The following is a 23,629-nucleotide window of genomic DNA, read 5'->3' on the forward strand; positions in this document are numbered from 1 at the left end:
GCCCGTGCGCGGCGGCATCGGCCGCCGTGCCACCACGGCCATCCGGGGCAAACCGCACCGCGGGGCACGCCCGCCCCAACCGGTCGGCGCGGGCTTGCCCCGCGATAAGTCCGACGTGGGCTATCAGCCGATCGTCATCAAGCTCGCGTTACCACCCGCCGCCGCAGTGTTGACGCTCAACGCGCGCTCGATCACCAGGCGCTCCAGGGCAATGGAGGTCTCGCCCGAGGACAGGCCGTGGACGCCGACGATGGCGCCGGCACGCTTGGCCACCTGCTCGCACACGGCGCGCAGCTGGTCGGAGTGGCCGTGATGCAGGACTGCATCGAAGACTACCTCGTCCTTGGTCCAGTCGCTCACCAGCTGGATGCGCGCTTGCACGTCCTTCGGCAGGCGGCTGCGCAGGGTGCGGGTCAGTTCGCCTTCCGGCCATACCGCCAGGCTGCCCACGGCCAGTGCCGCAGCCAGTTGGGTCAGCAGGTCGGCTTCGACCTCGGCCAGGCACAGCACGTGCTCGCGTGGCAGGATGGTGTAGCTGTTGCGCTCGCCGGTCGGGCCTGCCAGCTGGCGGCTGATACCGCTCTGCGACTGACGGGCGAACTGGTCGCAGAGGCTGCCCAGTTCGTTCAGCTGGTTGCTCGCCGCCCAGGACTTGAGGGCCTGCAGTGGCTTGGTCAGGCTGTCACGCAGGCGGGTGTCCGGTGCGTTGTCGCCGTCGGTACGCTGGAACGATTGTTCGATGGCATCGGCCGGGCGGGTCGACAGCAGGCGATACAGGTACAGCGGGCCGCCAGCTTTCGGGCCGGTGCCGGACAGGCCTTCACCACCGAACGGCTGGACGCCGACCACGGCACCGACGATGTTGCGGTTGACGTAGACGTTACCGGCGTTGACGTTGTCGATGACCTTGGCGATGGTCTCGTCGATCCGGGTGTGCACACCCAGGGTCAGGCCATAGCCGGAGGCGTTGATCTGCTCGATCAGCTGGTCGAGGTTCTTGCGGTTGTAGCGCACCACGTGCAGTACCGGGCCGAAGATCTCGCGTTGCAGCTCGTCGAAGCTTTCCAGTTCGATCAGGGTCGGCATGACGAAAGTGCCGCGCTTGACTTCCTCGCCGTCGGCGATGGCCACCTGGTACACGGTGCGGCCTTTGTCGCGCATGCCCTGGATGTGCTTGTCGATGCCAGCCTTGGCTTCGGCGTCGATCACCGGGCCGATGTCCACGGCCAGGCGCTCCGGGTTGCCCAGGCGGCTTTCGGCCATGGCGCCCTTGAGCATTTCGATCACGCGGTCGGCGGAGTCTTCCTGCAGGCACAGTACACGCAGGGCCGAGCAACGCTGGCCGGCGCTGTCGAAGGCCGAGGACACCACGTCGATGACCACTTGTTCGGTGAGTGCCGAGGAGTCGACGATCATCGCGTTCTGGCCGCCGGTTTCGGCGATCAGCGGGATCGGACGGCCCTGGGCATCCAGGCGACCGGCGATGTTGCGCTGCAGCAGGCGCGCCACTTCGGTGGAGCCGGTGAACATCACGCCTTTGACCCGGTCGTCGCCGACCAGGCGGGCGCCGACGGTTTCACCGCGGCCTGGCAGCAGTTGCACCACGCCTTCAGGGATGCCGGCTTCGAGCAGCAGGCGTACGGCCTGGGCCGCGACCAGCGGGGTCTGTTCGGCAGGCTTGGCCAGTACCGGGTTGCCGGCGGCCAGGGCAGCGGCCACCTGGCCACTGAAGATCGCCAGCGGGAAGTTCCACGGGCTGATGCACACCACCGGGCCCAGTGGGCGGTGGGCGTCGTTGCTGAAGTCGTTGCGTGCCTGCACTGCGTAGTAGCGCAGGAAGTCGACGGCTTCGCGGACTTCGGCGATGGCGTTGGCGTAGGTCTTGCCGGCTTCGCGGGCCAGCAGGCCCATCAGCGGCTGGATCTCGGCTTCCATCAGGTCGGCGGCACGCTCCAGGATCGCAGCGCGTTCGGCCGGCGGGGTGGCCTGCCAGATCGGCGCGGCCTTGAGGGCGCACTGGATGGCGCTGTCGACGTCGGCAACGGTGGCTTCCTGGACGTGACCGACCACGTCACGGTGATCGGCCGGGTTCAATACCGGCGCGGCCGCTTCGTTGCTGGCGGCGCAACCGAGCATCGGCGCGGCTTTCCAGTCGTTGTGCGCGGTGGCCAGCAGGGCGCAGGACAGCGACGCCAGGCGATGTTCGTTGGCCATGTCGATGCCCGCCGAGTTGGCGCGCTCGCTACCGTAGAGGTCGCGTGGCATTGGAATGCGCGGGTGCGGCAGGCCGCAGCTGCCTTCCTGGGTGGCCATGCGCTCGATGGTCGCGACCGGGTCGGCCACCAGCTCCTGGATCGAGATCGACTGGTCGGCGATGCGGTTGACGAACGAGGTGTTGGCGCCGTTTTCCAGCAGGCGGCGAACCAGGTAGGCCAGCAGGGTTTCATGGGTACCGACCGGGGCGTAGACGCGGCACGGACGGTTCAGCTTGCCATCGGCAACCTTGCCCACCACTTGCTCGTACAGGGGCTCGCCCATGCCGTGCAGGCACTGGAACTCGTACTGGCCCGGGTAGTAGTTCTGACCGGCGATATGGTAGATGGCCGACAGGGTGTGGGCGTTGTGGGTGGCGAACTGCGGGTAGATGACTTCCGGCACCGAGAGCAGCTTGCGGGCGCAGGCGATGTAGGACACGTCGGTGTACACCTTGCGGGTGTAGACCGGGTAGCCTTCCAGGCCTTCGACCTGGGCGCGCTTGATTTCGCTGTCCCAGTAGGCGCCTTTCACCAGGCGGATCATCAGGCGATGGCGGCTGCGGCGAGCCAGGTCGATGACGTAGTCAATGACGTACGGGCAGCGCTTCTGGTAGGCCTGGATGACGAAACCGATGCCGTTCCAGCCGGTCAGCTGTGGCTCGAAGCACAGGCGCTCGAGCAGGTCCAGCGACAGCTCCAGGCGGTCGGCTTCCTCGGCGTCGATGTTCAGGCCGATGTCGTACTGCTTGGCCAGCAGGGTCAGCGACAGCAGGCGCGGGTACAGTTCTGCCATCACCCGCTCGTACTGGGCGCGGCTGTAGCGCGGGTGCAGCGCGGACAGCTTGATCGAGATGCCCGGGCCTTCATAGATGCCACGGCCGTGGGAAGCCTTGCCGATCGAGTGGATCGCCTGCTCGTAGGAGGCCAGGTATTTCTGTGCGTCGTGCTCGGTCAGTGCGGCTTCGCCGAGCATGTCGTAGGAGTAGCGGAAGCCCTTGGCTTCGAACTTGCTCGCGTTGGCCAGGGCTTCGGCAATGGTTTCACCGGTGACGAACTGCTCGCCCATCAGGCGCATGGCCATGTCGACGCCCTTGCGGATCATCGGCTCGCCGCTCTTGCCGATGATGCGGCTAAGCGAGGAGGTCAGGCCGGATTCGTTGTGGGTCGAGACCAGCTTGCCGGTCAGCAGCAGGCCCCAGGTGGCGGCGTTGACGAACAGCGACGGGCTGTTGCCCAGGTGCGGCTGCCAGTTGCCGGTGCTGATCTTGTCGCGGATCAGGGCATCGCGGGTGCCTTTGTCGGGGATGCGCAGCAGCGCCTCGGCCAGGCACATCAGTGCCACGCCTTCCTGGGACGACAGGGAGAATTCCTGCAGCAGGCCCTGAACGATGCCGGCACGGCCGCCAGCGCTCTTCTGGTTGCGCAGTTTTTCCGCGATGCCGGCGGCCAGCTTGTTGGTGGCTTCGGCCATGGCGGCTGGCAGGCGCGCCTGCTCCAGAAGCATTGGCACCACTTCCTGCTCAGGGCGACGGTAGGCGGCAGTGATGGCCGAGCGCAGGACCGACTGCGGCAGGATGCTTTCGGCGAATTCGAGGAAGCACTGGTGGGCATGGTCGCCCGGCACTTCACCGGCTTCGTCGCCATTGCTGAAAGGCTGACCGTTGAGTTCGGTCAGGGTGGCGCCACCCTCGAGCTTTTCCAGGTAATTGAAGATTGCCTGCTTGATCAACCAGTGCGGCGTGCGGTCGATGGACTGCGCAGCTGCCTTGAGTCGCTCACGGGTCGGGTCGTCAAGTTTGACCCCAAGGGTGGTCGTCGCCATTTCTTATCCTCATTATTGCCACAGGCTGTGGCTTAAGCTGGCGCCAAGATTAGCCGTGCGCGAATTCGGGTGCAACCTAGTGCAACCCAAAAAGTGCAGGAAAAAAGTGCTACTCGTCCGGCGGGTAAAACCCCACAGCAAAAATGGCTGTTTCCGGTGCGTTTTGTTCTGAAAACAGGGGGTCCTTGCTCCCAAAAGGAGCAAAAACCTGCTGTTACGCAAAAAATCCGACGAGGTGCAACTTGAATGAAAAAACTGGTTGCACCTTCTTTGCGTTGTTGCATAGCATTCGCGGCCTGGGTGCAACCTCCTCTGAGGCTGTCGCTACATAAAAACAAACGCCAGGGCGCAACAATGAGTGTAAGCAATCCAACCTTGATCACGTTCGTGATCTACATCGCGGCTATGGTGCTGATCGGCTTCATGGCCTATCGCTCCACCAACAACCTCTCCGACTACATCCTCGGTGGCCGCAGCCTCGGCAGCGTCGTGACCGCACTGTCGGCCGGTGCCTCGGACATGAGCGGCTGGCTGCTGATGGGCCTGCCGGGCGCCATCTATATGTCGGGCCTGTCGGAAAGCTGGATCGCCATCGGCCTGATCGTCGGTGCCTACCTGAACTGGCTGTTCGTTGCCGGCCGTCTGCGCGTGCAGACCGAGCACAACGGTGATGCCCTGACCCTGCCGGACTACTTCTCCAGCCGCTTCGAAGACAAGAGCGGCCTGCTGCGAATCATCTCCGCCGTGGTCATCCTGGTGTTCTTCACCATCTATTGCGCCTCCGGCATCGTCGCCGGTGCCCGCCTGTTCGAAAGCACCTTCGGCATGTCCTATGAGACAGCGCTGTGGGCTGGCGCGGCCGCGACCATCGCCTACACCTTCGTCGGTGGTTTCCTGGCCGTCAGCTGGACCGATACCGTCCAGGCGACCCTGATGATCTTCGCCCTGATCCTGACCCCGGTGATCGTGCTGATCGCCACCGGTGGCGTCGATACCACCTTCGCCGCCATCGAGCTGAAGGATGCAGGCAACTTCGACATGCTCAAGGGCACCACCTTCATCGGCATCATCTCGCTGATGGGCTGGGGCCTGGGCTATTTCGGCCAGCCGCACATCCTGGCGCGCTTCATGGCTGCCGACTCGGTCAAGTCGATCGCCAACGCTCGCCGCATCTCCATGACCTGGATGATCCTGTGCCTGGTCGGCACCTGCGCCGTCGGCTTCTTCGGTATCGCCTACTTCTCGGCGCATCCTGACGTTGCCGGTCCCGTCACCGAGAACCACGAGCGTGTGTTCATCGAGCTGGCCAAGATCCTGTTCAACCCATGGATCGCCGGTGTCCTGCTGTCCGCCATCCTGGCGGCGGTCATGAGTACCCTGAGCTGCCAGCTGCTGGTGTGCTCCAGCGCCCTGACCGAGGACTTCTACAAGACCTTCCTGCGCAAGGGTGCCTCGCAGCTGGAGCTGGTCTGGGTCGGTCGCGCCATGGTGCTGCTGGTTGCCGTGGTGGCGATCCTGATCGCGTCCAATCCGGAAAACCGCGTACTGGGTCTGGTCAGCTATGCCTGGGCCGGCTTCGGCGCTGCCTTCGGTCCGGTTGTACTGATCTCGGTACTGTGGAAAGGCATGACCCGTAATGGTGCGCTGGCCGGTATCCTGGTCGGTGCAATCACCGTGGTGGTGTGGAAACACTTCGCCATCTGGGGCCTCTACGAGATCATCCCGGGCTTCATCCTCGGCGCCCTGGCCATCTACTTCGTCAGCAAGGCTGGCAGCCCCTCGGCTGCCATGGTTTCGCGCTTCGAAGCAGCAGACCAGGCGTTCAAGGTCGGTCATTGATCGACTGCTGAGTAACGCCTGACAACGGCCCGACCTCCACAAGAGGTCGGGCCGTTGTCGTTTTAGGGGTGGCCTGTAGGAGCGGGCTTGCCCCGCGATCCCGCTGCCATATCGCATCGCGGGGCAAGCCCGCTGCTACAGGTGGTCCGCGTTTCAAGAGCAGAGGACGGAGCTGGCTCGACAAGGTAAACTGCACGGTCTTGCAGGAGTTGCCATGAACTATCGTCACGCCTTCCACGCCGGCAACCACGCCGACGTCTTCAAACACCTCGTGTTGACCCGCCTCATTGCGCTGATGTCGCGCAAGGAACAGCCGTTCGCCTATATCGATACCCATGCCGGCCTCGGCCTGTACGACCTGCAGGGCGACCAGGCGACCCGTACCGGCGAGTGGCTGGAGGGTGTGGGGCGGCTCTGGGGGCGCGATGACCTGCCAGAGGTTACCGCCGACTACCTGCGCATCCTGCGCAAGATGAACCCCGATGGTGAGCTGCGCTACTACCCGGGTTCGCCGGAACTGGCACGCCGCCTGGCCCGCCAGCAGGATCGCGTGCTGTTGAACGAGAAGCATCCGGAAGACGGTCGCCTGCTCAAGGACAACATGAAAAAAGACCCGCGGGTCGCCGTGCACCTGGGCGAAGGCTGGCACGTGCCGCGGGCGCTGCTGCCGGTGCAGGAGAAACGTGCGGTGATGCTGATCGATCCGCCCTTCGAGCAGGCTGACGAGCTCAAGCGCTGCAGCCTGGCGATGAAAGAGGCTATCGGCCGCATGCGCCAGACGGTCGCGGCGATCTGGTATCCGATCAAGGATCAGCGCCAGCTGGTGCGTTTCTATCAGGACCTGACCAGCACCGGTGCGCCGAAGTTGCTGCGGGTGGAGCTGTATGTGCATCCCCAGGACAGTCCGCAGGGCCTCAATGGCTCGGGCCTGGCCATCGCCAACCCGCCATGGGGGCTGGAAGAGGAACTGCGCGAGCTGTTGCCGTGGCTGTCTCAGGTGCTGGCGCAGACCCAGGGTAGCTGGCGGATGGACTGGCTGATCGCCGAATAACGCGGGTGTAGGAGCGGGCTTGCCCCGCGATTGCGAGCTGTCAGTCACATCGCATCGCGGGGCAAGCCCGCTCCTACACTTTACGTTATAATCCCGCTCTTTCTTTATCGCTCGCCCCAAGGGGCCAGGGCGCATATCTACAGTTTGAAGAGGCTAGACCCTTGGCATTGACGATTCTTGGCCTGTCCGGCGCCCTTAGCCATGATCCTTCCGCGGCCCTGTACATCGACGGCAAACTGATTGCCGCCGCTGAAGAAGAGCGCTTCGTGCGCGATAAACATGCAAAGAACCGCATGCCCTACGAATCGGCGAAGTTCTGCCTGGAACAGGCTGGTATCAAGCCGTCCGACGTAGACGTGGTGGCTATCCCGTTCGCCCCGATCAGCCTGTTCGGCAAGGCGCGCTGGCACTACGCCAAGCGCTACTGGTACGCCCCGGACCGCGCCCTCGACGCGATCCTGATGGGCAACCGTCGCTACAAGCGCTACCGCAAGAAGATTGTCTGGTGCCTGGAGCAACTGGGCTTCGACCCGAAAAAGGTCAAGATTGAGCCGGTCGAGCACCACCTGGCCCACGCGTCCAGTGCCTACCACTGCTCGGGTTTCAAGGAAAAAACCGCGATCCTCGGTATCGACGGCAAGGGCGAGTACGCCACGACCTTCTTCGGCTACGGCGAAAACGGCAAGATCCACAAGATCAAGGAGTTCTTCGACCCGGACTCCCTCGGCGGCCTGTATGGCGCGATCACCGAGTTCCTCGGCTTCGAGATGCTCGACGGCGAGTTCAAGGTCATGGGCATGGCGCCTTACGGCGATGCCAGCAAATATGATTTCTCGCGCCTGGCCAGCTTCGAGAACGGCGAACTGGTGATCAACACCGAGTACGCCAACGTTATCGGCCTGCGCCGCTACAAGGAAAAAGGCAAGGGTTTCTATTTCTCGCCGAAGCTGATCGAGTGGCTGGGTCCCAAGCGTGAAGGCGACATCGCCGACGAGCCGTACATCCACTACGCGGCCAGCATGCAGGCGCTGTTCGAGAAGATCGCCCTGCAGATGATCGACCACTACCTGGGCGACATCCTCAAGGAAACCGGCAAGCTGGCCTTCGCCGGCGGTTGCGCGCTGAACGTCAAGCTCAACCAGAAGATCATTGCCCGCCCCGATCTCAAGGAACTGTTCGTCCAGCCGGCTTCCGGCGATGCCGGCACCGCGGTCGGTGCGGCAGCCTATGTGTCCCATGCCCGTGGCGTGCCGGTCGAGAAGATGGAACACGTCTACCTCGGCCCTGCGTACTCCAACGAGGACGTGATCGCCGCCTGTGCCCGTCACCCGAGCCAGCCGAAATGGCGCAAGCTCGAGAACATGCCGCAGCAGATCGCCAAGATCATGGTCGACGGCAACCCGGTGGCCTGGTTCCAGGGGCGCATGGAGTTCGGTCCGCGCGCGCTGGGCGGTCGTTCGATCATCGGTTGCCCGAGCGTTCCTGGCGTTGCCGACCGCATCAACCACCAGATCAAGTTCCGCGAGCGCTGGAGGCCTTTCTGCCCGTCGATGCTCGACACCGTCGCCCCGCAGATGATCAAGATCGATCATCCGGCGCCGTTCATGACCTTCACCTTCGAAGTGGCCGAGGAGTGGAAGACCCGCGTGCCGGAAGTCGTCCACGAAGACGGTACTTCCCGGGCCCAGGTGCTCAAGCGCGAGTACAACCCGCGCTACTACGACATGATGAAGGCGCTCGAAGAGCTGACCGGCAACGGCGTATCGCTCAACACCTCGCTCAACCGCCGTGGTGAGCCGATGATCTGCTCGCCGACCGACGCCCTGAACATGTTCTTCGGTTCGGACCTGCAGTACCTGATCATGGAAGACATCCTGGTGGTCAAGGATGGCGCGGACACCTATGACGTCCAGGGCTGAAAAACGCGTCCTGCAGTTCTGTCACGGCTATGACGGTCCGTTCCTGGACTGTGCGCGACAGTACGCCAGCCTGTTCAGCGGCAGCGGTTACAAGGTCACCACGGTGTTCCTGACCGGTGCCGCCGACCCGCAGGTGGCGGCCGGCTGCGCCTCCGATGAAGTGCTGTTCCTGGAATTCAGCTCCAAGGCCATCCGTGGCCTCAAGCTGGGGGCGATCCGCGCCTTGCGACGGATCGTCGCCACGCGCGATTTCAGCTTCTGCATCGCCCACCGCTTCAAGCCGATCTACATCGCCTTGCTCGGCAGCCGCCTGCCGGTGATCGGTGTGCACCATGCCTTCGATGACTACAAGCGCGGCAGTCGCCAGTTGTTCGCCAACCTGTTTCGCCAGCGCCTGAGCCTGCTCGGGGTGTCCGACGCAGTGCGCGACGACATGCGCAAGTGCCTGGTCAAATGGCCCGCCGAGCGTATCCAGACCCTCTACAACCGTATCGACATCGAGGCCCTGCAGGCCATCCAGGTGCCTGCCGCCGAGGCGCGCCAGGTCCTGGGCCTGGATCCGCAGGCGTGGATCGTCGGCAACGTCGGTCGTCTGCACCCGGACAAGGACCAGGCCACCCTGCTGCGCGGCTTTGCCCAGGCACTGCCACAGTTGCCGGCCGGTGCGCGTCTGGCGATCCTCGGCAAGGGGCGCCTGGAACAGGCGCTCAAGGCCCAGGCCGCCGAGCTCGGGATTGCCGGGCAGGTGGATTTCCTCGGCCAGGTACCGGATGCCCGTCGCTACTTTCGTGCCTTCGACGCCTTTGCCCTGAGCTCCGATCACGAGCCGTTCGGCATGGTCCTGCTCGAGGCCATGGTTGCCGGCGTGCCGCTGATGGCCACGGCCTGTGGTGGCGCCATCGAGGTGGTCGAGGGTGTCGGCATCCTGTTCCCGCTGGGCGATGCCGAGCGTCTGGGGCAGGGGCTGCAGCACCTGGCCGCACTCGACCAGGGGCAGCGCGAGGTCTGTGCCGAGCGCATGCTCATGCGCCTGCACGAGCGTTTCTCCGATGTCGCCGTGCGCGAGGCCTTCTGGCAGCTGCCGCACGTTCGCGCCCTGACAGCGGAGGCCTGATGCTCAATCATCTTCAAGGCTGGCGCGAGCGCGGCTGGACCGTGATCGATGCCGCCACCTATGCCCAGGCCTGGCAGCGTTTCGGCGGCAGTGTCGCCACTCACCCGCTGGTGGTCGAACAGTTGGCCGACCTTGCACAGATCCCGGTGCGTTACCTGGGCTGGACGCAGGACGGCGAGCTCAAGGCGGCGATACCGACCTGGGGGCGCTACCTGGCGCTGTCCAAGGAGGTGCTCAAGCGCCAGGGCAAGAAGGGACTGTATGACCTGGGCAATGCCGAGTTCATCCTGCCTGCCGCTGTCGATGCCCAGGCCCCGTTGCGCCACGCCGGTCGCTACTTGTCCGAGCTCAACCAGGGGCGCTTCGCCAACCTCAAGCAGCAGGCCGAGTCGCTGGCCATGGCGCGTACGCCCGAGGACCTGTCGAAGAAGTTTCGCTACAACCAGCGTCGCGAGCTGCGCCTGCTCGAAGAGGCAGGGGGGCAGGTGCGTCCGGTCACGGATTTCACCAGCGCTGAACTCGCGGCGATCTACTGTGATCTGTTCAAGCGTCGTTGGGAATTTCCGGCAACCGGAGCCGAGCGTATGGCCGAGGTGCTCGAGCGCCTGCGCAGCCTGCTGATCGGTTCGGTGCTGTTTCTCGAGGATGCGCCGATCGCCATCCAGTTGGTGTATCGGGTCGAGGCGCCGCAGTGGATCAGCGTCGAGTACATCAACGGCGGCGTTGACCCGCAAACCAAGGCATTCAGCCCCGGTAGCGTGTTGAGCTTCCTCAATACCCAGGCGGCCTGGGAGGATGCCCGTGCGCTGAACAAGCCGCTGCGCTTCTCCTTCGGTCGTGCCGATCGCGAATACAAGGATCGGTGGTGCAACCCTGTGCCGGTGTTTCAGGTGTGAGCCGCAAACAGCAGCTGCTCAAGCGGCACCGGCGCAACAAGCGGCTGGGGTTGCTGCTCGGCCTGGTCGTGCTGCTGGGGTTGGGCATTTTCGTCCAGTGGTGGCTGCCGCTGGTGCTGCTGCCGCTGCTGTGGGTGGCCCATGAAGCCTGGTTTGCCGACCATCTGTTCTATTCGCCCGGCGAAGACTACCAGTACCGCTTTCCCGAAGGCTGCCAGGCGCAGCCGGTAAAGCTCATCGAGGGTGTGGTGCAGGCGCAAGCGCCTTTGCAGCTTGCCGGCGACGAAACCCTGATCCTGCAACTGCGCCTGAAAAGCGGCTGGCTGGGACGTTTTCTCGACCCCGCGGTGCTGCTGGGCGACGACTGCCAGACCTTCGAGCGCGGTGTTGCCGGGGTCCGCTACCTGAACCTGACCGGCCAGGCGCAAGCGCTGGCTGCCGGGCGCCTGCGCCTGCGGGGCCGTTTTTGTCGCCCGGCCGCTGACGGCCAGCTCTGGGTAGTGCCCGGCAGCGACCTGCGCCAGCAGCGGGTGATGGTCATCGCTCCCCATGCCGACGATGCCGAGCTGGCGGCGTTCGGGCTCTACAGCCAGGCTACGGAAACCTGGGTGGTCACCCTGACCGCCGGCGAAATCGAGGCCGAGCATTACCAGCAGATGGGGCTGGAAAAAGCCGAAGCGGCTCGCCTCAAGGGTCGCCTGCGCGCCTGGGACAGTATTGCCGTGCCACGCTGGGCCGGTGTTCCAGAGGCCCATTGTGTGCAACTGGGTTATTTCTGCCTGCAGTTGCCGGCCATGCAGGCTGCGCCGGATCAAGCGATCGGCTCCCGGGAAGCCGAAATGGCCGATACCCGCCTGTTCCGCCAGTTCAACCCGTTCGTTCTGCCGGGCGACACCGACGGCGCGCCGACCTGGAACAACCTGCTGGCCGACCTGCGTGAACTGCTGCTCAAGGCGCGTCCCCAGGTGCTGGTGATGCCGCACCCGACACTCGATCCGCACCCGGACCATATCTGTGCCCAGGCTGCTGTGCTTGAAGCCCTGCAGGGCCTGGCGTGGCAGCCGCAAACCCTGCTGGGGTATGCCAATCACCTGCACGACAACGATCGCTGGCCCATGGGTGACAGTGGCACCGGTGTTGCCTTGCCGCCGCAACTGGAGGCCGGGCAGGGCTGGCTCCCCTACAGCCTGACGCTGGATCTACCGACCCAACGCGACAAGGCCATGGCCCTGGGCATGATGCATGACTTGCAACCGCCGGCGCCGTTCAAGCGGCGAATGCGCCGCCTGCTGCAACGCTGGCTGGCCGGACGGCGCGCTTCGCCTTATGGCGAAAACGAGTTTTTCCGCAAGGCTGTGCGTCGACATGAATTGTTCTGGCGCCGGGATCTCTGATCCGCGCCGAGACTGTAAGCGGCCAGGCAAGCGCCGCAAGGAAGACAATGAAAGTCCTATTTCTGGTGCAGAAAGAACAACGGGCCATCCTCGATCGTCTCTATGACGGTGTTGCGGCCCACTGCGAGTGCGATCTGCGCTGGCTGACCAGCGCCGACCAGCGCAACCTGCGCAGCTATTTCCGCCGCGAGGTCGAGGTCGAAAAGTACGACCGGATCGTGTTTTTCCTGCGCTTCAAACAAGAGATCCGCCAGGTCGGCTTCATTCGCACCGTGCCCAACCTGGTCATTCTCGAACACGATGCCTACCAGAACTACATCCCGTGCAAGTACACCGGCAAGTTCAGTGCGCATTACCGTCAGTTGCCCTGGGCGCGGGTGATCAGCTCCGGCTTCATGGTCAGCGAACGGCTGCGCCAGGAAGGTTTCGACGCCGAGTTCGTGCCCAAGGGCTATGACCAGCAGTTGCTGGCCGACCAGGGCCGGGAGCGGGATATCGAACTGGCCTTCGTCGGCAGTACCAACAGCGTCGCCTATAGCGGGCGCAAGGCTTTGCTCGATGAGCTGGCGCAGGTGGAAAACCTGCTGGTGACCCGGACCAAGTCCGGTGAAGAATACTGTGACACGCTCAACCGTATTCGCTTCTTTGTCAGTGCCGACGTCGGCATGGGCGAATACATGATCAAGAATTTCGAGGCGATGGCCTGTGGCTGCGTCTTGCTGGCTTTTGACCAGGGTGAGGCGGAGAATCGCGCCCTGGGTCTGAAAGACATGCACAACGTGGTGCTGTATGACAGCATTGCCCGCTTGCAAGAGAAGTTGAAGGTGCTGCGTGCCGACCCTGCGCTGGTCGAGCGTATTGGCAGCAATGGCCGGGACCTGGCGGTCTCGCAGTTCAGCTTCGCCCAGGTAGGTCGTAGCATCGTTGAAAAAATGCAGCCACCTCTGCGTCCCCGTCCCGCCTTGACCGGCTGGCAGCGTTTGCGTTTGAGACTGGGCATATGAGCCGGCTGTCCCACAAGGGATGTGGTCTCGAACAACCGAATACAGAAGATGGGGAGGGAATCCGGTGCGATTCAGTGATGACAGTGATGTAACCCTGGTGGTTACCAGTTGCGGGCGTTTCGACCTGCTCAAGCTTACGCTCGAGAGCTTCGATCGTTTCAATACTGCACCGATCCGCGAGGTCTTCATTACCGAGGATTCAGGGGATGATGCCGTTCATGCGGTCATTCCCGAGCATTGGAAGGCGCATTGCACGGTGTTCGTCAATCGTCCCAAGCTGGGGCAACTGGCGTCGATCGACCTTGCCTATGGCCAGGTGAAAACACCTTATGTTTTCCACTGCGAGGACGACTGGGAGTTCTATCGGCCAGGGTTCGTCGAAGACTCCCGCAGCATTCTCGAGGTCAGCCCGCACCTGCTCCAGGTCTGGCTGCGCAGTTATGCCCATGACCTGAAGATTCACAGCCCTTACATCCATCTGGGGGAACGTCAGGTCATCGCGGCTGTCCCTTGTTATCCACTGCTTTCGGACAAGCCGGAGTGGCAGAGCTTTTCGTTGAACCCGGGATTGCGTCGCTTGAGCGATTATCAACGCTGTGCCCCATTTGCCGCCTATGCTGGTGAAAAGGCACTGTCAAGACGCTATGCCGAGTTGAACCTCACCGCGGTCACCCTCGAGGGCGATGCGGTACTGCACACTGGCTTCGGCTCACATGTAAGCTTGCCCGAAGAGCGCCAGCGCAAGGCTCGGCGTCGTCAACGCGACAGGGTCAAGCTGGCTGTGATTATGGTGATCGGAGTCGTATTGGGGGCAGGTGTTGGATTCTTCGCGCATTGATTTGACCTGTGTGCTCTTCATTCGGCCCGATACAGGGGGTGCTACCCCGTGAATATCGTCAACATCATGTGGGCGGGTGGCGCGCCGTATGTGTCGGTGCACAAGGTGCACCAGCAAATTCTCTCCCAGGCTGAAGCCGGTGCTTCGGTCAGCAGCTGGTTGCTGCAAGGGCAGGGCTCCTGTTGCAGCGACGGGGCGACCCGCGAGTGGCAACTGTCCCAGCGCCTGCTCAAGGGCCGGCATGTCTGGAAGCTGTTGCATCCGTGGATGCGCGGGCGCTTTCGCCAGGCGCTGAAGCAGGCCGGGACCCAGATGGTGCTGCTCGACGGCCTTGGAGTGTCGAGGTTGGTCCTGCCGGTCCTGCGACAGTTGCCGGATGTGCGGGCTGCGATCGTGTTCCATGGCAAGACCCGCCTGCACCGTGGTGACATCGCCTTGCTGCGCAGTTTTCAGTCCTCTCAGGTGACCCTCGTGGCCGTCTCCCAGACCTTGGCCGCCACCCTGGAGCAAGACCTGGGAATGCCGGTCCAGGTGCTGCGTTCGGCCCTGGAGCCGGAAAGTTTTCGCCGCACATTGCTTGGGCGGGATCAGGCCCGGCAGGCCCTTGGTTTGCCATCGCAGGCTGGTCCGGTGCTGGGCGCGGTGGGGCGTCTGGTCGACAGCAAGGGCTTCGATTACCTGATCGATGCCTTTGCCCTGGCTCGCCAGCAGCGTCCGGATCTGCACCTGGTCATACTGGGCGAAGGTAACCAGCGCTCAGTGCTCGAGACGCGAATCAAGGCACTGGGGCTGGAGCAGGCGGTTTCCATGCAGGGTCATTGCAATGGCATGGCCCAGCTCTACCGGGCGTTCGACTGGGTGGTGATCCCTTCATTGTCAGAAGGGTTGGGCCTGGTGCTGCAGGAGGCGGTCATGGCCGACGTGCCGGTGCTCTGCAGTGACTTGTCGGTGTTCCAGGAGCAGTTGGGTGATGCCGGCCGCTATGCTGCCGTCGGCGATGTTACGGCCTGGGGCCAGGCAATTATCGGTAGCGTGGAAAGCGATGCCGCCCAGGTAGCCAGGGCGCAATACCAGGCGCTGGCGCCAGAACGGGTCTGGCAGCGCTTCAGCCAGACCTCGAGTGACCTGTTGAGCGGCCTTTGAGGGCCTCAGCTCAACAAGGCACGTTCCAGTTCGGCAAGCGGGAACTGGTCTTCGAGCCGTTCCCGGGCAATGTAACGGGCAAAGTGTTGCACGTTGCGACGAACCATGCGTGGTGAAAGCGGCGCGCGCATGAAGCGCATGTCGGCCACGTCAATCAGGCCCATCTCCTGTTCCGGGGTGACGACAATGTTGCCCAGATGCAGCGAGCGGAAGTAGATCCCCGCCCCGTGCAGCCTGCGCACCAGCGCCACCAGCTGTGGCAGTCGCTCCTGCCAGCTGAAGCCTTCCTTGCGTGACAATTGGCTTAATGTTTCGCCGGGCAGTGGCCGATACAGCACTGCCGTCATTCCGGGCGCTTCCAGCTTGTAGTACTTCAAGACTTTAAGCGTAGGAATTCCTTTTTTTTCCAGCTGCGCCACGTTATCGATGAAGCGTTGCGAGTACGGTCGCAGCAGCGCAGATGAAATTAAGCGCTTACGCCTGAAGAGCTTGAGGATGTTGCCATCCTTTAGCAGGTACACTTTAGCGCCATAGCTGTCGGCCTCCAGAATTCTGGCGCCAAGGATGAGCTGGTTGAGATCGACCTGGGGAAGCCTGGAACATTGCATGGATGAGGGCCTTGTCAACGGGCGAGCGAAAGGACCGGCCATAATGCCGAAAAGTTTACAGATGCACCATGCCGGAGTTGTTCAATCGATGGGGATACGCATGATGTACACAAGGAGCTGGGCGCAAATCTGGCTGGCAGTGGGCTTTTTGTGGTTTCTGGTGGCGATCGCCCTGGCGCCGAGCAACAAGGTCTACCAGCAGGGGCTGGTGGCGTTCCTGTGGTTGCCTACGCTGGTGCTGATCTGGTCCGCGCGTAATGTGCTGGCCGATGCCTGGCGCTCCCGGCGTGCCTTGTGCCTTTCCTTGCTGGTCCTGCTCGCCTGGTCGGCCCTGAGTCTTGCCTGGGCTGCGGTCGAGGAACCCGGGCGCGAGCTCAAGCGGCTGTTGTACATCAGTGTGTTCCTGCTGTTTTTCCCCTTGCTCGCCGGTGCGGGCGGAGAACGCCTGATCCAGCTCCTGCAGGCCGGAGGCGTTGGCCTGGGTGTTGCGGCGCTGTATTCGATCATTCACTTCTATGGTGTGCTGGGGGTGCCGCTGGAGATCAGGCTCAGTGGCATTGGCGAGATTTCCCACCCGATCCTGGGCGCTTATGTGATCGGCGCCGCCATGGTCTGGATGCTGCACTGGCCGCCGCAACAGCGTTGGTTGCAGCTGCTGTGGGTGTTGTCGCTGCTGTGCCTGGGCGCCTTCCTGGCGCTTTGCCAAAGCCGGGGGGCCGCCCTGGCCGTGCTGATTTCCATGGTCGCCATGCCCATCTGGTGCCGTGACCGCAGAAGTCGCCTCATCGCCATCGCGGCAATCCTCGTTGCCTTGGCCGGGATGCTGACGATGTATGCATTGGTCATTTCCCGCGGCGCGTCCTACCGCCCCGAGATTTTCGAGTCTGCCGTGCAGATGATTGCCCTGCACCCCTGGACAGGCCTTGGCCTGGGCTCGTTCTACCAGATCCAGGCGGCCGGGCAGGTGTTCGACCACACCCATAACATGTTCACCCACATCGCCATCGAGCTGGGCATCCCCGGCATGTTGCTCTGGCTAGGTGTCTGGCTGTGCGTGCTGCGTGAAATCTGGCGCGCCCGCTCAACGGCCCTGGGCAAAGGCCTGATGGGCTTGTGGCTGTTTTCCACCCTGGCCATGCAATTCGATGCCGCGAGCCTGACCGGCACCCCGCGGGCCGAGTGGTTCATCAGCTGGTTGCCGATCGGCCTGGCCCTGGCGTTGGTCTGTGTGCGTGCCCCTCGACCGGGCTGTGATAAAATTTCCGGTTCAATCTGAACAGCGAGCTCGACGATGGCCGAAACACCGCTAAAGGCGGAGCAGCAGAGCAGCTCCAGCCTGAAAATCTACTTCCGGCTACTGAGCTATGTGAAACCGTACATCGGCATTTTCGTGCTGAGTATCGTCGGTTTCGTGATCTTTGCCTCGACCCAGCCCATGCTGGCCGGGATCCTCAAGTATTTCGTCGATGGCCTGAGCAACCCCCAGGCGGTACTGTTCCCCAACATCCCCTACCTGCGCGACCTGCAACTGCTGCAGGCGGTGCCGTTGCTGATCGTGCTGATCGCGGCGTGGCAGGGCCTGGGGTCGTTCCTGGGTAACTACTTCCTGGCCAAGGTCTCCCTCGGGTTGGTCCATGACCTGCGCGTCGAATTGTTCAACAAGCTGCTGGTTTTGCCCAACCGCTACTTCGACAACCACAACTCCGGCCACCTGATCTCGCGGATCACCTTCAACGTCACCATGGTCACCGGTGCCGCCACCGATGCCATCAAGGTGGTGATCCGCGAGGGTCTGACGGTGGTGTTCCTGTTCGTCTACCTGCTGTGGATGAACTGGAAGCTGACCCTGGTCATGCTGGCGATCCTGCCGATCATCGCCCTGATGGTCGGCAGTGCCAGCAAGAAATTCCGCAAGCAGAGCAAGAAGATCCAGGTGGCGATGGGCGATGTGACCCATGTCGCATCGGAAACCATCCAGGGCTATCGCGTGGTGCGCAGCTTCGGTGGCGAGAACTACGAGCAGGAGCGCTTCGCCAACGCCAGCCAGAGCAACACCGACAAGCAACTGCGCATGACCAAGACCGGTGCGGTGTACACGCCGATGCTGCAATTGGTGATCTACACCGCCATGGCGGCGCTGATGTTCCTGGTGCTGTTCCTGCGTGGCGATGCCACGGCCGGTGACCTGGTGGCCTACATCACCGCTGCGGGCCTGCTGCCCAAGCCGATCCGCCAGCTGTCGGAAGTCAGCTCGACCATCCAGAAGGGCCTGGCCGGTGCCGAGAGCATCTTCGAGCAACTGGACGAAGCACCGGAAGTGGACACCGGCACCGTGGAGCTGGAGCGGGTGGAAGGGCGCCTGGAAGTGCGCAACCTGAGCTTCACCTACCCCGGTACCGAGCGTCAGGTGTTGTCGGATATCTCCTTCACCGCCGAGCCTGGGCAGATGATTGCCCTGGTGGGCCGCTCGGGCAGTGGCAAGTCGACCCTGGCTGCCCTGATTCCGCGTTTCTACCACCATGATCAGGGGCAGATCCTGCTCGATGGCGTGGAAATCGAGAACTATCGCCTGCGTAACCTGCGTCGCCACGTGTCCCAGGTGACCCAGCACGTCACCCTGTTCAACGACACCGTGGCCAACAACATCGCCTATGGCGACCTGGCTGGTGCGCCGCGTGCCGAAATCGAGGCCGCTGCCGCCGATGCCTACGCCAAGGACTTCGTCGAGCAGTTGCCCCACGGCTTCGACACCCAGGTCGGTGAAAATGGCGTGTTGTTGTCCGGCGGCCAGCGCCAGCGCCTGGCGATTGCCCGGGCCCTGCTCAAGAACGCGCCGTTGCTGATCCTCGACGAGGCCACCTCGGCCCTGGACACCGAGTCCGAACGGCATATCCAGGCGGCCCTCGACCATGTCATGAAGGGGCGGACCACGCTGGTGATCGCGCATCGCCTGTCGACCATCGAAAAGGCCGACATGATCCTGGTCATGGACCAGGGCAAGTTGGTCGAGCGCGGCACCCACGCCGAGCTGCTGGCTGCCAATGGCTACTACGCCAGGTTGCACGCCATGGGCCTGGACGAGCCGGCCAAGGCCGATATCACCTGAGCCTGTCACCGGGGCCCGCCCAGGGTCCCGGTTGCATTCTGAAGCGCTTGTCGGCAAGGCGGTAACCAAGCCTTCGCCTGGCCTGTGCTAATATCCTGCCCCTGTTAATTTCGTATAAATGGGTTATCCATGAAGTTGTCCATGCCGCGTTTCGATCAAGCTCCGGTACTGGTGGTGGGCGATGTCATGCTCGACCGCTACTGGCATGGCGGTACCTCACGGATTTCGCCTGAAGCCCCGGTGCCGGTGGTCAAGGTCGACCAGATCGAGGACCGTCCCGGCGGTGCGGCCAACGTTGCCTTGAACATCGCCGCCCTGGGTGCCCCGGCGGCACTGGTCGGGGTCACCGGCCAGGACGAGGCCGCCGACAGCCTGGCCAACAGCCTGCAGGCCGCCGGTGTGCGCTCGATCTTCCAGCGCATCGCCCACCAGCCGACCATCGTCAAGCTGCGGGTCATGAGCCGTCACCAGCAACTGCTGCGTATCGACTTCGAAGAGCCCTTCGCGACCGATCCGCTGTCCCTGGGCGCTGAAGTCGACGCCCTGCTCGAAGGGGTCAAGGTGCTGGTGCTGTCGGACTACGGCAAAGGCGCGCTGAAGAATCACCAGAGCCTGATCCAGGCCGCGCGCGCCAAAGGCATTCCGGTGCTCGCCGACCCCAAGGGCAAGGACTTCTCGATCTACCGTGGTGCCAGCCTGATCACGCCGAACCTCAGCGAGTTCGAAACCATTGTCGGTCGTTGCGCCGATGAAGCCGAGCTGGTGGCCAAGGGTGGCCAGCTGATGTCCGAGCTGGAGCTGGGCGCCTTGCTGGTGACCCGTGGCGAGCACGGCATGACCTTGCTGCGTCCGGACCACCCGGCCCTGCACCTGCCGGCCCGGGCACGTGAAGTGTTCGACGTCACCGGTGCCGGTGACACGGTGATCTCGACCCTGGCCGCAGCCATTGCCGCCGGCGAGGAGTTGCCCCACGCCGTGGGCTTGGCCAACCTCGCGGCCGGCATCGTGGTCGGCAAGCTCGGTACGGCGGCCATCAGCGCGCCGGAGCTGCGTCGCGCCATCCAGCGCGAAGAAGGCTCCGAGCGTGGCGTACTGAGCCTGGAGCAGCTGCTGCTGGCAATCGACGACGCCCGTGCCCATAACGAGAAGATCGTCTTCACCAATGGCTGCTTCGACATCCTCCATGCCGGTCACGTGACCTACCTGGAGCAGGCGCGGGCCCAGGGCGATCGCCTGATCGTCGCGGTCAACGACGACGCCTCGGTCAGTCGCCTGAAAGGTCCGGGTCGGCCGATCAACAGCGTCGACCGGCGCATGGCGGTGCTCGCCGGCCTGGGTGCGGTGGACTGGGTCATCAGCTTCCCTGAGGGTACGCCGGAGAACCTGCTCAGCCAGGTCAAGCCCGACGTGCTGGTCAAGGGCGGCGACTATGGCATCGACCAGGTGGTCGGCGCGGACATCGTCAGGGCCTACGGCGGTACCGTGAAGGTGCTGGGGCTGGTGGAGAACAGCTCGACCACGGCGATTGTCGAAAAAATCCGCAAGAACTGACCAACGCCTGTGGGAGCGGGCTTGCCCCGCGATGCGTTAATACGATCGATCGCGGGGCAAGCCCGCTCCCACAGGTGGTATCTACTTGCGCATCCCACCCCGCGCCAGCTGCAACAACTCCCGCGCCTTGCCCGTCAGCCGCTGCAATCCTGAGTCCGGCTTCGGCGCGGCCAGCCCCTGCTGGCGAACCCAGTCCTTCCAGCGAATCCGCTCGTCCCTGACCAGCCAGCCCTCTTGCCGGGCAAAACTTTCGGCCAGGTACAGGCCGCGGGTGCTGGCGGGCTGCAGCTGGTCTTTCTTCAAGGTGTAGAGTTCGGCCCGTGGCTGGCCGTCCTCCAGGGGCATCAGGTAGAGGTCCGGGCGGCTGCGGTTGAGGCGGGCCACCAGTTGATTGCCTTCCAGGCGCTCATCGACATGGAACAGGCTCAGCGACCGGGCTTCGCGCGGCACCTGCAGGCGCAGGTCGTAGATCAGTTGCAGTGAGGCTGTGGGCAAATGCACATAGGCCCGTGGCCGCTCCAGCAGGTGCAGGTTGGCGCAGCGCACCGGTCTCGCCGCACCGGACTGCGGGGTCAGGACGAAGGGCATGGCTTCGCGGTAGTGCAGGGCATCGGCGTAGGGTGCCGGTAGCCAGGTGTCATTGAAGCGCCCGCCAAGCCAGCCCTCCGGCGTTTCCAGCAGGCACTCCTCGGCGACTTCCTGGATGGCGGTGTGCAGCGGCAGGTTGAGCTCCTGGGCGGGGACATAGCCGGAAATCAGCTTGAGCACCACGTCGCCGCGGTCCTGGCGGCGCTGGCGCACCAGCACCCAGTAGTCGCGGTTCTGCCAGTGCAGGGTCAGGCGCACCGAGACGCCCAGGTTCGCCAGTTCCACGGCGAAGCGCTGGCTGTCGGCCAGGTGGATCTGCTTGCGCCGCTGCTGGGTCTGGGCGAAGTTCTGCGGCATGCCGATGCTCTGGTAGCACAGCCCCTCAGGGCTGGCTTCGACGTGCAGGGGCAGGGTCTTGAAGGTGCTCGGGTTCTTGCGGATCAGCGTTCGCGGCATGTCGGCTCCTACTTGCGTGGGGGGCGGCCGCGACGGCGGCATGGGCGTCAGCTACCCAGTACGGCGGCAACCGTGGCCACGTTGTGGGCCAGGTGTACAGGGTTGATGGTACCGACAATAGCACTGCTGACCCCGGGGTGAGCGAACAGCAGTTCGAAGCTGGCGCGCACCGGGTCAACGCCCGGGCTCAGGCAGGCATGTCCGCTGGCCAGGGCTTTTTTCACCAGGATCGCCTTGCCATGCTCGGCGGCATAGTCGAGCACCGGGCGTTCAGCCTGTTCGTTCAGATTGTAGGTGACCATGGCGCAATCGCCGCGCTCAAGTGCCTTCAGGCCGCCGGCCACGGTTTTCCCGGACAGGCCGAAACCGCCGATCTTGCCTTCCTGCTTCAGCGCTTCGAGGGTCTGGTAGACCTCTTCGTGCTGGAGGATGTGCAGGTCGTTGCCGTCGGAATGCACCAGCACCAGGTCGATATGGTCGGTTTCCAGGCGCTTGAGGCTGCGTTCGACGGAAAAGCGCGTATGTGCGGCACTGAAGTCGAAGTGCGACTGGCCGTTGTCGAATTCTTCACCGACCTTGCTGACGATCACCCAGTCTTCGCGCTGACCACGCAGCAGCGGGCCCAGACGCTCTTCGCTGCGCCCATAGGCTGGCGCCGTGTCGATCAGGTTGATGCCCAGCTCGCGGGCCTGGGCCAGCAGCAGGCGGGCCTTGTCGTCATCGGGAATGGTGAAGCCGCTGGGGTACTTGACCCCCTGGTCGCGGCCCAGCTTTACCGTGCCCAGACCCAGCGGCGAAACGCGCAGGCCGGTGCTGCCCAGGGGGCGGTGCAGGTGGTGAAGGCTCGGCAGGCTCATGGCAGCAATTGCTCCCAGACCGGCACGGCCAGCGGCGGCTTGGGCAGGTCGGGGAGGGCGGCTTGTCCGCCTGGCTGGATGCCGTCGCGTTCTAGCGTGGCCAGCACGCGGTCGGCGAAATCCGGCGCCAGGGCCAGCTTGGTCGGCCAGCCCACCAGCAGGCGCTGCTGTTCGGCGAGGAAGGCGTTGTCCGGGCGCACCAGGCCCGATTGCGCAGGTTCTGCGCGGTCGATGCGCACCGTGGCCCAGCGCACCTGGCTCAGGTCGATCCAGGGCAGCAGGCTGGCGACTTCTTTCTTCGCCGCGGCAATCTGTGCCTCGGGTTCGCGGGCTACGCCGTCGGCTTCGGCCAGGTCGCCGCCCAGGTACCAGACCCACTGGCCGTCGCTGGCCGGGTGGCTGGTGACGGTGATCCGTGGCTTGGGACCGCCGCCCAGGCAGTGGGCATAAAGGGGCTTGAGGCTGGCGCCCTTGGCCATGACCATGTGCAGCGGTCGACGCTGCATGGCCGGTTGGCTCAGGCCCAGGGTTTCGAGCAGGCCGGCATTGCCGGCGCCGGCGCTGAGGACGATGCGCCGGGCGCGGATCTCGCGGCCATCGACGCGCAGGCCGGCCAGTTCACCGGCTTCCTCCAGGGGTTCGATCCGCTCGCCGGCCAGCAGGCTGTCGCCCGCCAGTTCGGCAAGGCGGCCCAGCAGGCTCGGTACGTCGACGACCAGTTCGGCCAGGCGATAGACCTTGCCTTTGAAGGCGCGGTCCTGCAGGGCGGGCGGCAGTTGATCGCCCTTGACCTGGTCGACCCGGCCGCGCACCGCCTTGCTGGCGAAAAAGCTGGTCAGGTTGCCGGTCAGGGTGCCGGGCGACCACAGGTAGTGGGCTTCGGACAGCAGGCGCACGCCGGACAGGTCCAGCTCGCCGTTGCCGGCCAGGGCCTCGCGCCAGCGCCGCGGCATGTCGGCAATGGCTTCCGAGGCGCCGGTCAGGGCGCCGTGCAAGGCGTACTTGGTGCCGCCATGGATGATGCCCTGGGATTTGAGGGTCTGCTCGCCACCGAGACTGGCGCGTTCCACCACGACCGTCGAATAACCCAGGCGGCGCAGGCGGGCGTTGAGCCAGAGGCCTGCGACCCCTGCGCCGACGATCAGCACGTCGGTGGAAATAACGGATGGCATGCATGCACCTCACAAG

17 protein-coding genes are annotated in these 23,629 nt (G+C 64.0%); 12 read left to right on the plus strand and 5 right to left on the minus strand.

Annotated elements, in window-relative coordinates; all coding sequences use genetic code 11:
* Nucleotides 1-123 precede the first annotated feature (123 nt).
* Nucleotides 124-4,077, minus strand: coding sequence for a trifunctional transcriptional regulator/proline dehydrogenase/L-glutamate gamma-semialdehyde dehydrogenase (gene putA / locus M2D63_RS12875; RefSeq protein WP_285863305.1), 3,954 nt, complete (start codon nucleotides 4,075-4,077; stop codon nucleotides 124-126).
* 354 nt (nucleotides 4,078-4,431) lie between these two features.
* Here putA and putP point away from each other — a divergent pair, with 354 nt between their 5' ends.
* The 9 genes from putP to M2D63_RS12920 all read left to right on the plus strand — a co-directional run bounded on the left by putP (nucleotide 4,432) and on the right by M2D63_RS12920 (nucleotide 15,275).
* Nucleotides 4,432-5,916: a sodium/proline symporter PutP gene (gene putP, locus M2D63_RS12880; RefSeq protein WP_285863306.1), complete on the plus strand. Its 1,485-nt coding sequence runs from the start codon at nucleotides 4,432-4,434 to the stop codon at nucleotides 5,914-5,916.
* A 214-nt stretch (nucleotides 5,917-6,130) separates the two neighbouring features.
* Nucleotides 6,131-6,967: a 23S rRNA (adenine(2030)-N(6))-methyltransferase RlmJ gene (locus M2D63_RS12885; RefSeq protein WP_285863307.1), complete on the plus strand. Its 837-nt coding sequence runs from the start codon at nucleotides 6,131-6,133 to the stop codon at nucleotides 6,965-6,967.
* 161 nt (nucleotides 6,968-7,128) lie between these two features.
* Nucleotides 7,129-8,886, plus strand: a complete 1,758-nt coding sequence (locus tag M2D63_RS12890; protein ID WP_285863308.1) for a carbamoyltransferase — start codon at nucleotides 7,129-7,131, stop codon at nucleotides 8,884-8,886.
* On the plus strand, nucleotides 8,870-10,000 hold the full coding sequence (locus tag M2D63_RS12895; RefSeq protein WP_285863309.1) for a glycosyltransferase: 1,131 nt from the start codon (nucleotides 8,870-8,872) through the stop codon (nucleotides 9,998-10,000). Before M2D63_RS12890 ends, M2D63_RS12895 begins: the two co-directional genes overlap by 17 nt.
* The gene (locus M2D63_RS12900; protein ID WP_285863310.1) at nucleotides 10,000-10,896 is read left to right on the plus strand and encodes an antimicrobial resistance protein Mig-14; all 897 of its coding nucleotides are present in this window, start codon (nucleotides 10,000-10,002) and stop codon (nucleotides 10,894-10,896) included. Before M2D63_RS12895 ends, M2D63_RS12900 begins: the two co-directional genes overlap by 1 nt.
* On the plus strand, nucleotides 10,893-12,290 hold the full coding sequence (locus tag M2D63_RS12905; RefSeq protein WP_285863311.1) for a PIG-L deacetylase family protein: 1,398 nt from the start codon (nucleotides 10,893-10,895) through the stop codon (nucleotides 12,288-12,290). The genes M2D63_RS12900 and M2D63_RS12905 overlap by 4 nt, the downstream gene beginning before the upstream one ends.
* 47 nt (nucleotides 12,291-12,337) lie before the next feature.
* On the plus strand, nucleotides 12,338-13,294 hold the full coding sequence (locus M2D63_RS12910) for a glycosyltransferase (RefSeq protein WP_285863312.1): 957 nt from the start codon (nucleotides 12,338-12,340) through the stop codon (nucleotides 13,292-13,294).
* 64 nt (nucleotides 13,295-13,358) lie between these two features.
* On the plus strand, nucleotides 13,359-14,132 hold the full coding sequence (locus M2D63_RS12915) for a glycosyltransferase family 2 protein (protein WP_285863313.1): 774 nt from the start codon (nucleotides 13,359-13,361) through the stop codon (nucleotides 14,130-14,132).
* 48 nt (nucleotides 14,133-14,180) lie between these two features.
* Nucleotides 14,181-15,275, plus strand: coding sequence for a glycosyltransferase family 4 protein (locus M2D63_RS12920; RefSeq protein ID WP_285863314.1), 1,095 nt, complete (start codon nucleotides 14,181-14,183; stop codon nucleotides 15,273-15,275).
* 5 nt (nucleotides 15,276-15,280) lie between these two features.
* Here the strand turns inward: M2D63_RS12920 and M2D63_RS12925 are convergent, their stop codons facing one another.
* On the minus strand, nucleotides 15,281-15,883 hold the full coding sequence (locus tag M2D63_RS12925; RefSeq protein WP_285863315.1) for a toluene tolerance protein: 603 nt from the start codon (nucleotides 15,881-15,883) through the stop codon (nucleotides 15,281-15,283).
* A 100-nt stretch (nucleotides 15,884-15,983) separates the two neighbouring features.
* Here M2D63_RS12925 and M2D63_RS12930 point away from each other — a divergent pair, with 100 nt between their 5' ends.
* The 3 genes from M2D63_RS12930 (at nucleotide 15,984) to hldE (ending at nucleotide 20,540) form a co-directional block, all read left to right on the plus strand.
* Nucleotides 15,984-17,159, plus strand: a complete 1,176-nt coding sequence (locus M2D63_RS12930; RefSeq protein ID WP_285863316.1) for an O-antigen ligase — start codon at nucleotides 15,984-15,986, stop codon at nucleotides 17,157-17,159.
* A gap of 15 nt (nucleotides 17,160-17,174) precedes the next feature.
* Nucleotides 17,175-18,989: a lipid A export permease/ATP-binding protein MsbA gene (gene msbA / locus M2D63_RS12935; RefSeq protein ID WP_285863317.1), complete on the plus strand. Its 1,815-nt coding sequence runs from the start codon at nucleotides 17,175-17,177 to the stop codon at nucleotides 18,987-18,989.
* A 129-nt stretch (nucleotides 18,990-19,118) separates the two neighbouring features.
* Nucleotides 19,119-20,540: a bifunctional D-glycero-beta-D-manno-heptose-7-phosphate kinase/D-glycero-beta-D-manno-heptose 1-phosphate adenylyltransferase HldE gene (gene hldE, locus M2D63_RS12940; RefSeq protein WP_285863318.1), complete on the plus strand. Its 1,422-nt coding sequence runs from the start codon at nucleotides 19,119-19,121 to the stop codon at nucleotides 20,538-20,540.
* An 81-nt stretch (nucleotides 20,541-20,621) separates the two neighbouring features.
* On the opposite strand, the gene M2D63_RS12945 is transcribed toward hldE, so the two are convergent.
* Genes M2D63_RS12945 through M2D63_RS12955 form a run of 3 tightly spaced genes read right to left on the minus strand, consistent with a single transcriptional unit; the run spans nucleotide 20,622 to nucleotide 23,613 of the window.
* Nucleotides 20,622-21,584, minus strand: coding sequence for a metal ABC transporter ATPase (locus M2D63_RS12945; protein WP_285863319.1), 963 nt, complete (start codon nucleotides 21,582-21,584; stop codon nucleotides 20,622-20,624).
* A gap of 47 nt (nucleotides 21,585-21,631) precedes the next feature.
* Entirely contained in the window at nucleotides 21,632-22,441 is an 810-nt protein-coding gene (locus M2D63_RS12950) for an aldo/keto reductase (RefSeq protein ID WP_285863320.1), read from the minus strand.
* Nucleotides 22,438-23,613, minus strand: a complete 1,176-nt coding sequence (locus tag M2D63_RS12955; RefSeq protein ID WP_285863321.1) for an FAD-binding oxidoreductase — start codon at nucleotides 23,611-23,613, stop codon at nucleotides 22,438-22,440. Before M2D63_RS12955 ends, M2D63_RS12950 begins: the two co-directional genes overlap by 4 nt.
* Nucleotides 23,614-23,629: the final 16 nt, after the last annotated feature.

The sequence above is a fragment of the Pseudomonas sp. BJa5 genome, from assembly GCF_030272875.2.
Taxonomy (GTDB): Bacteria; Pseudomonadota; Gammaproteobacteria; order Pseudomonadales; family Pseudomonadaceae; genus Aquipseudomonas.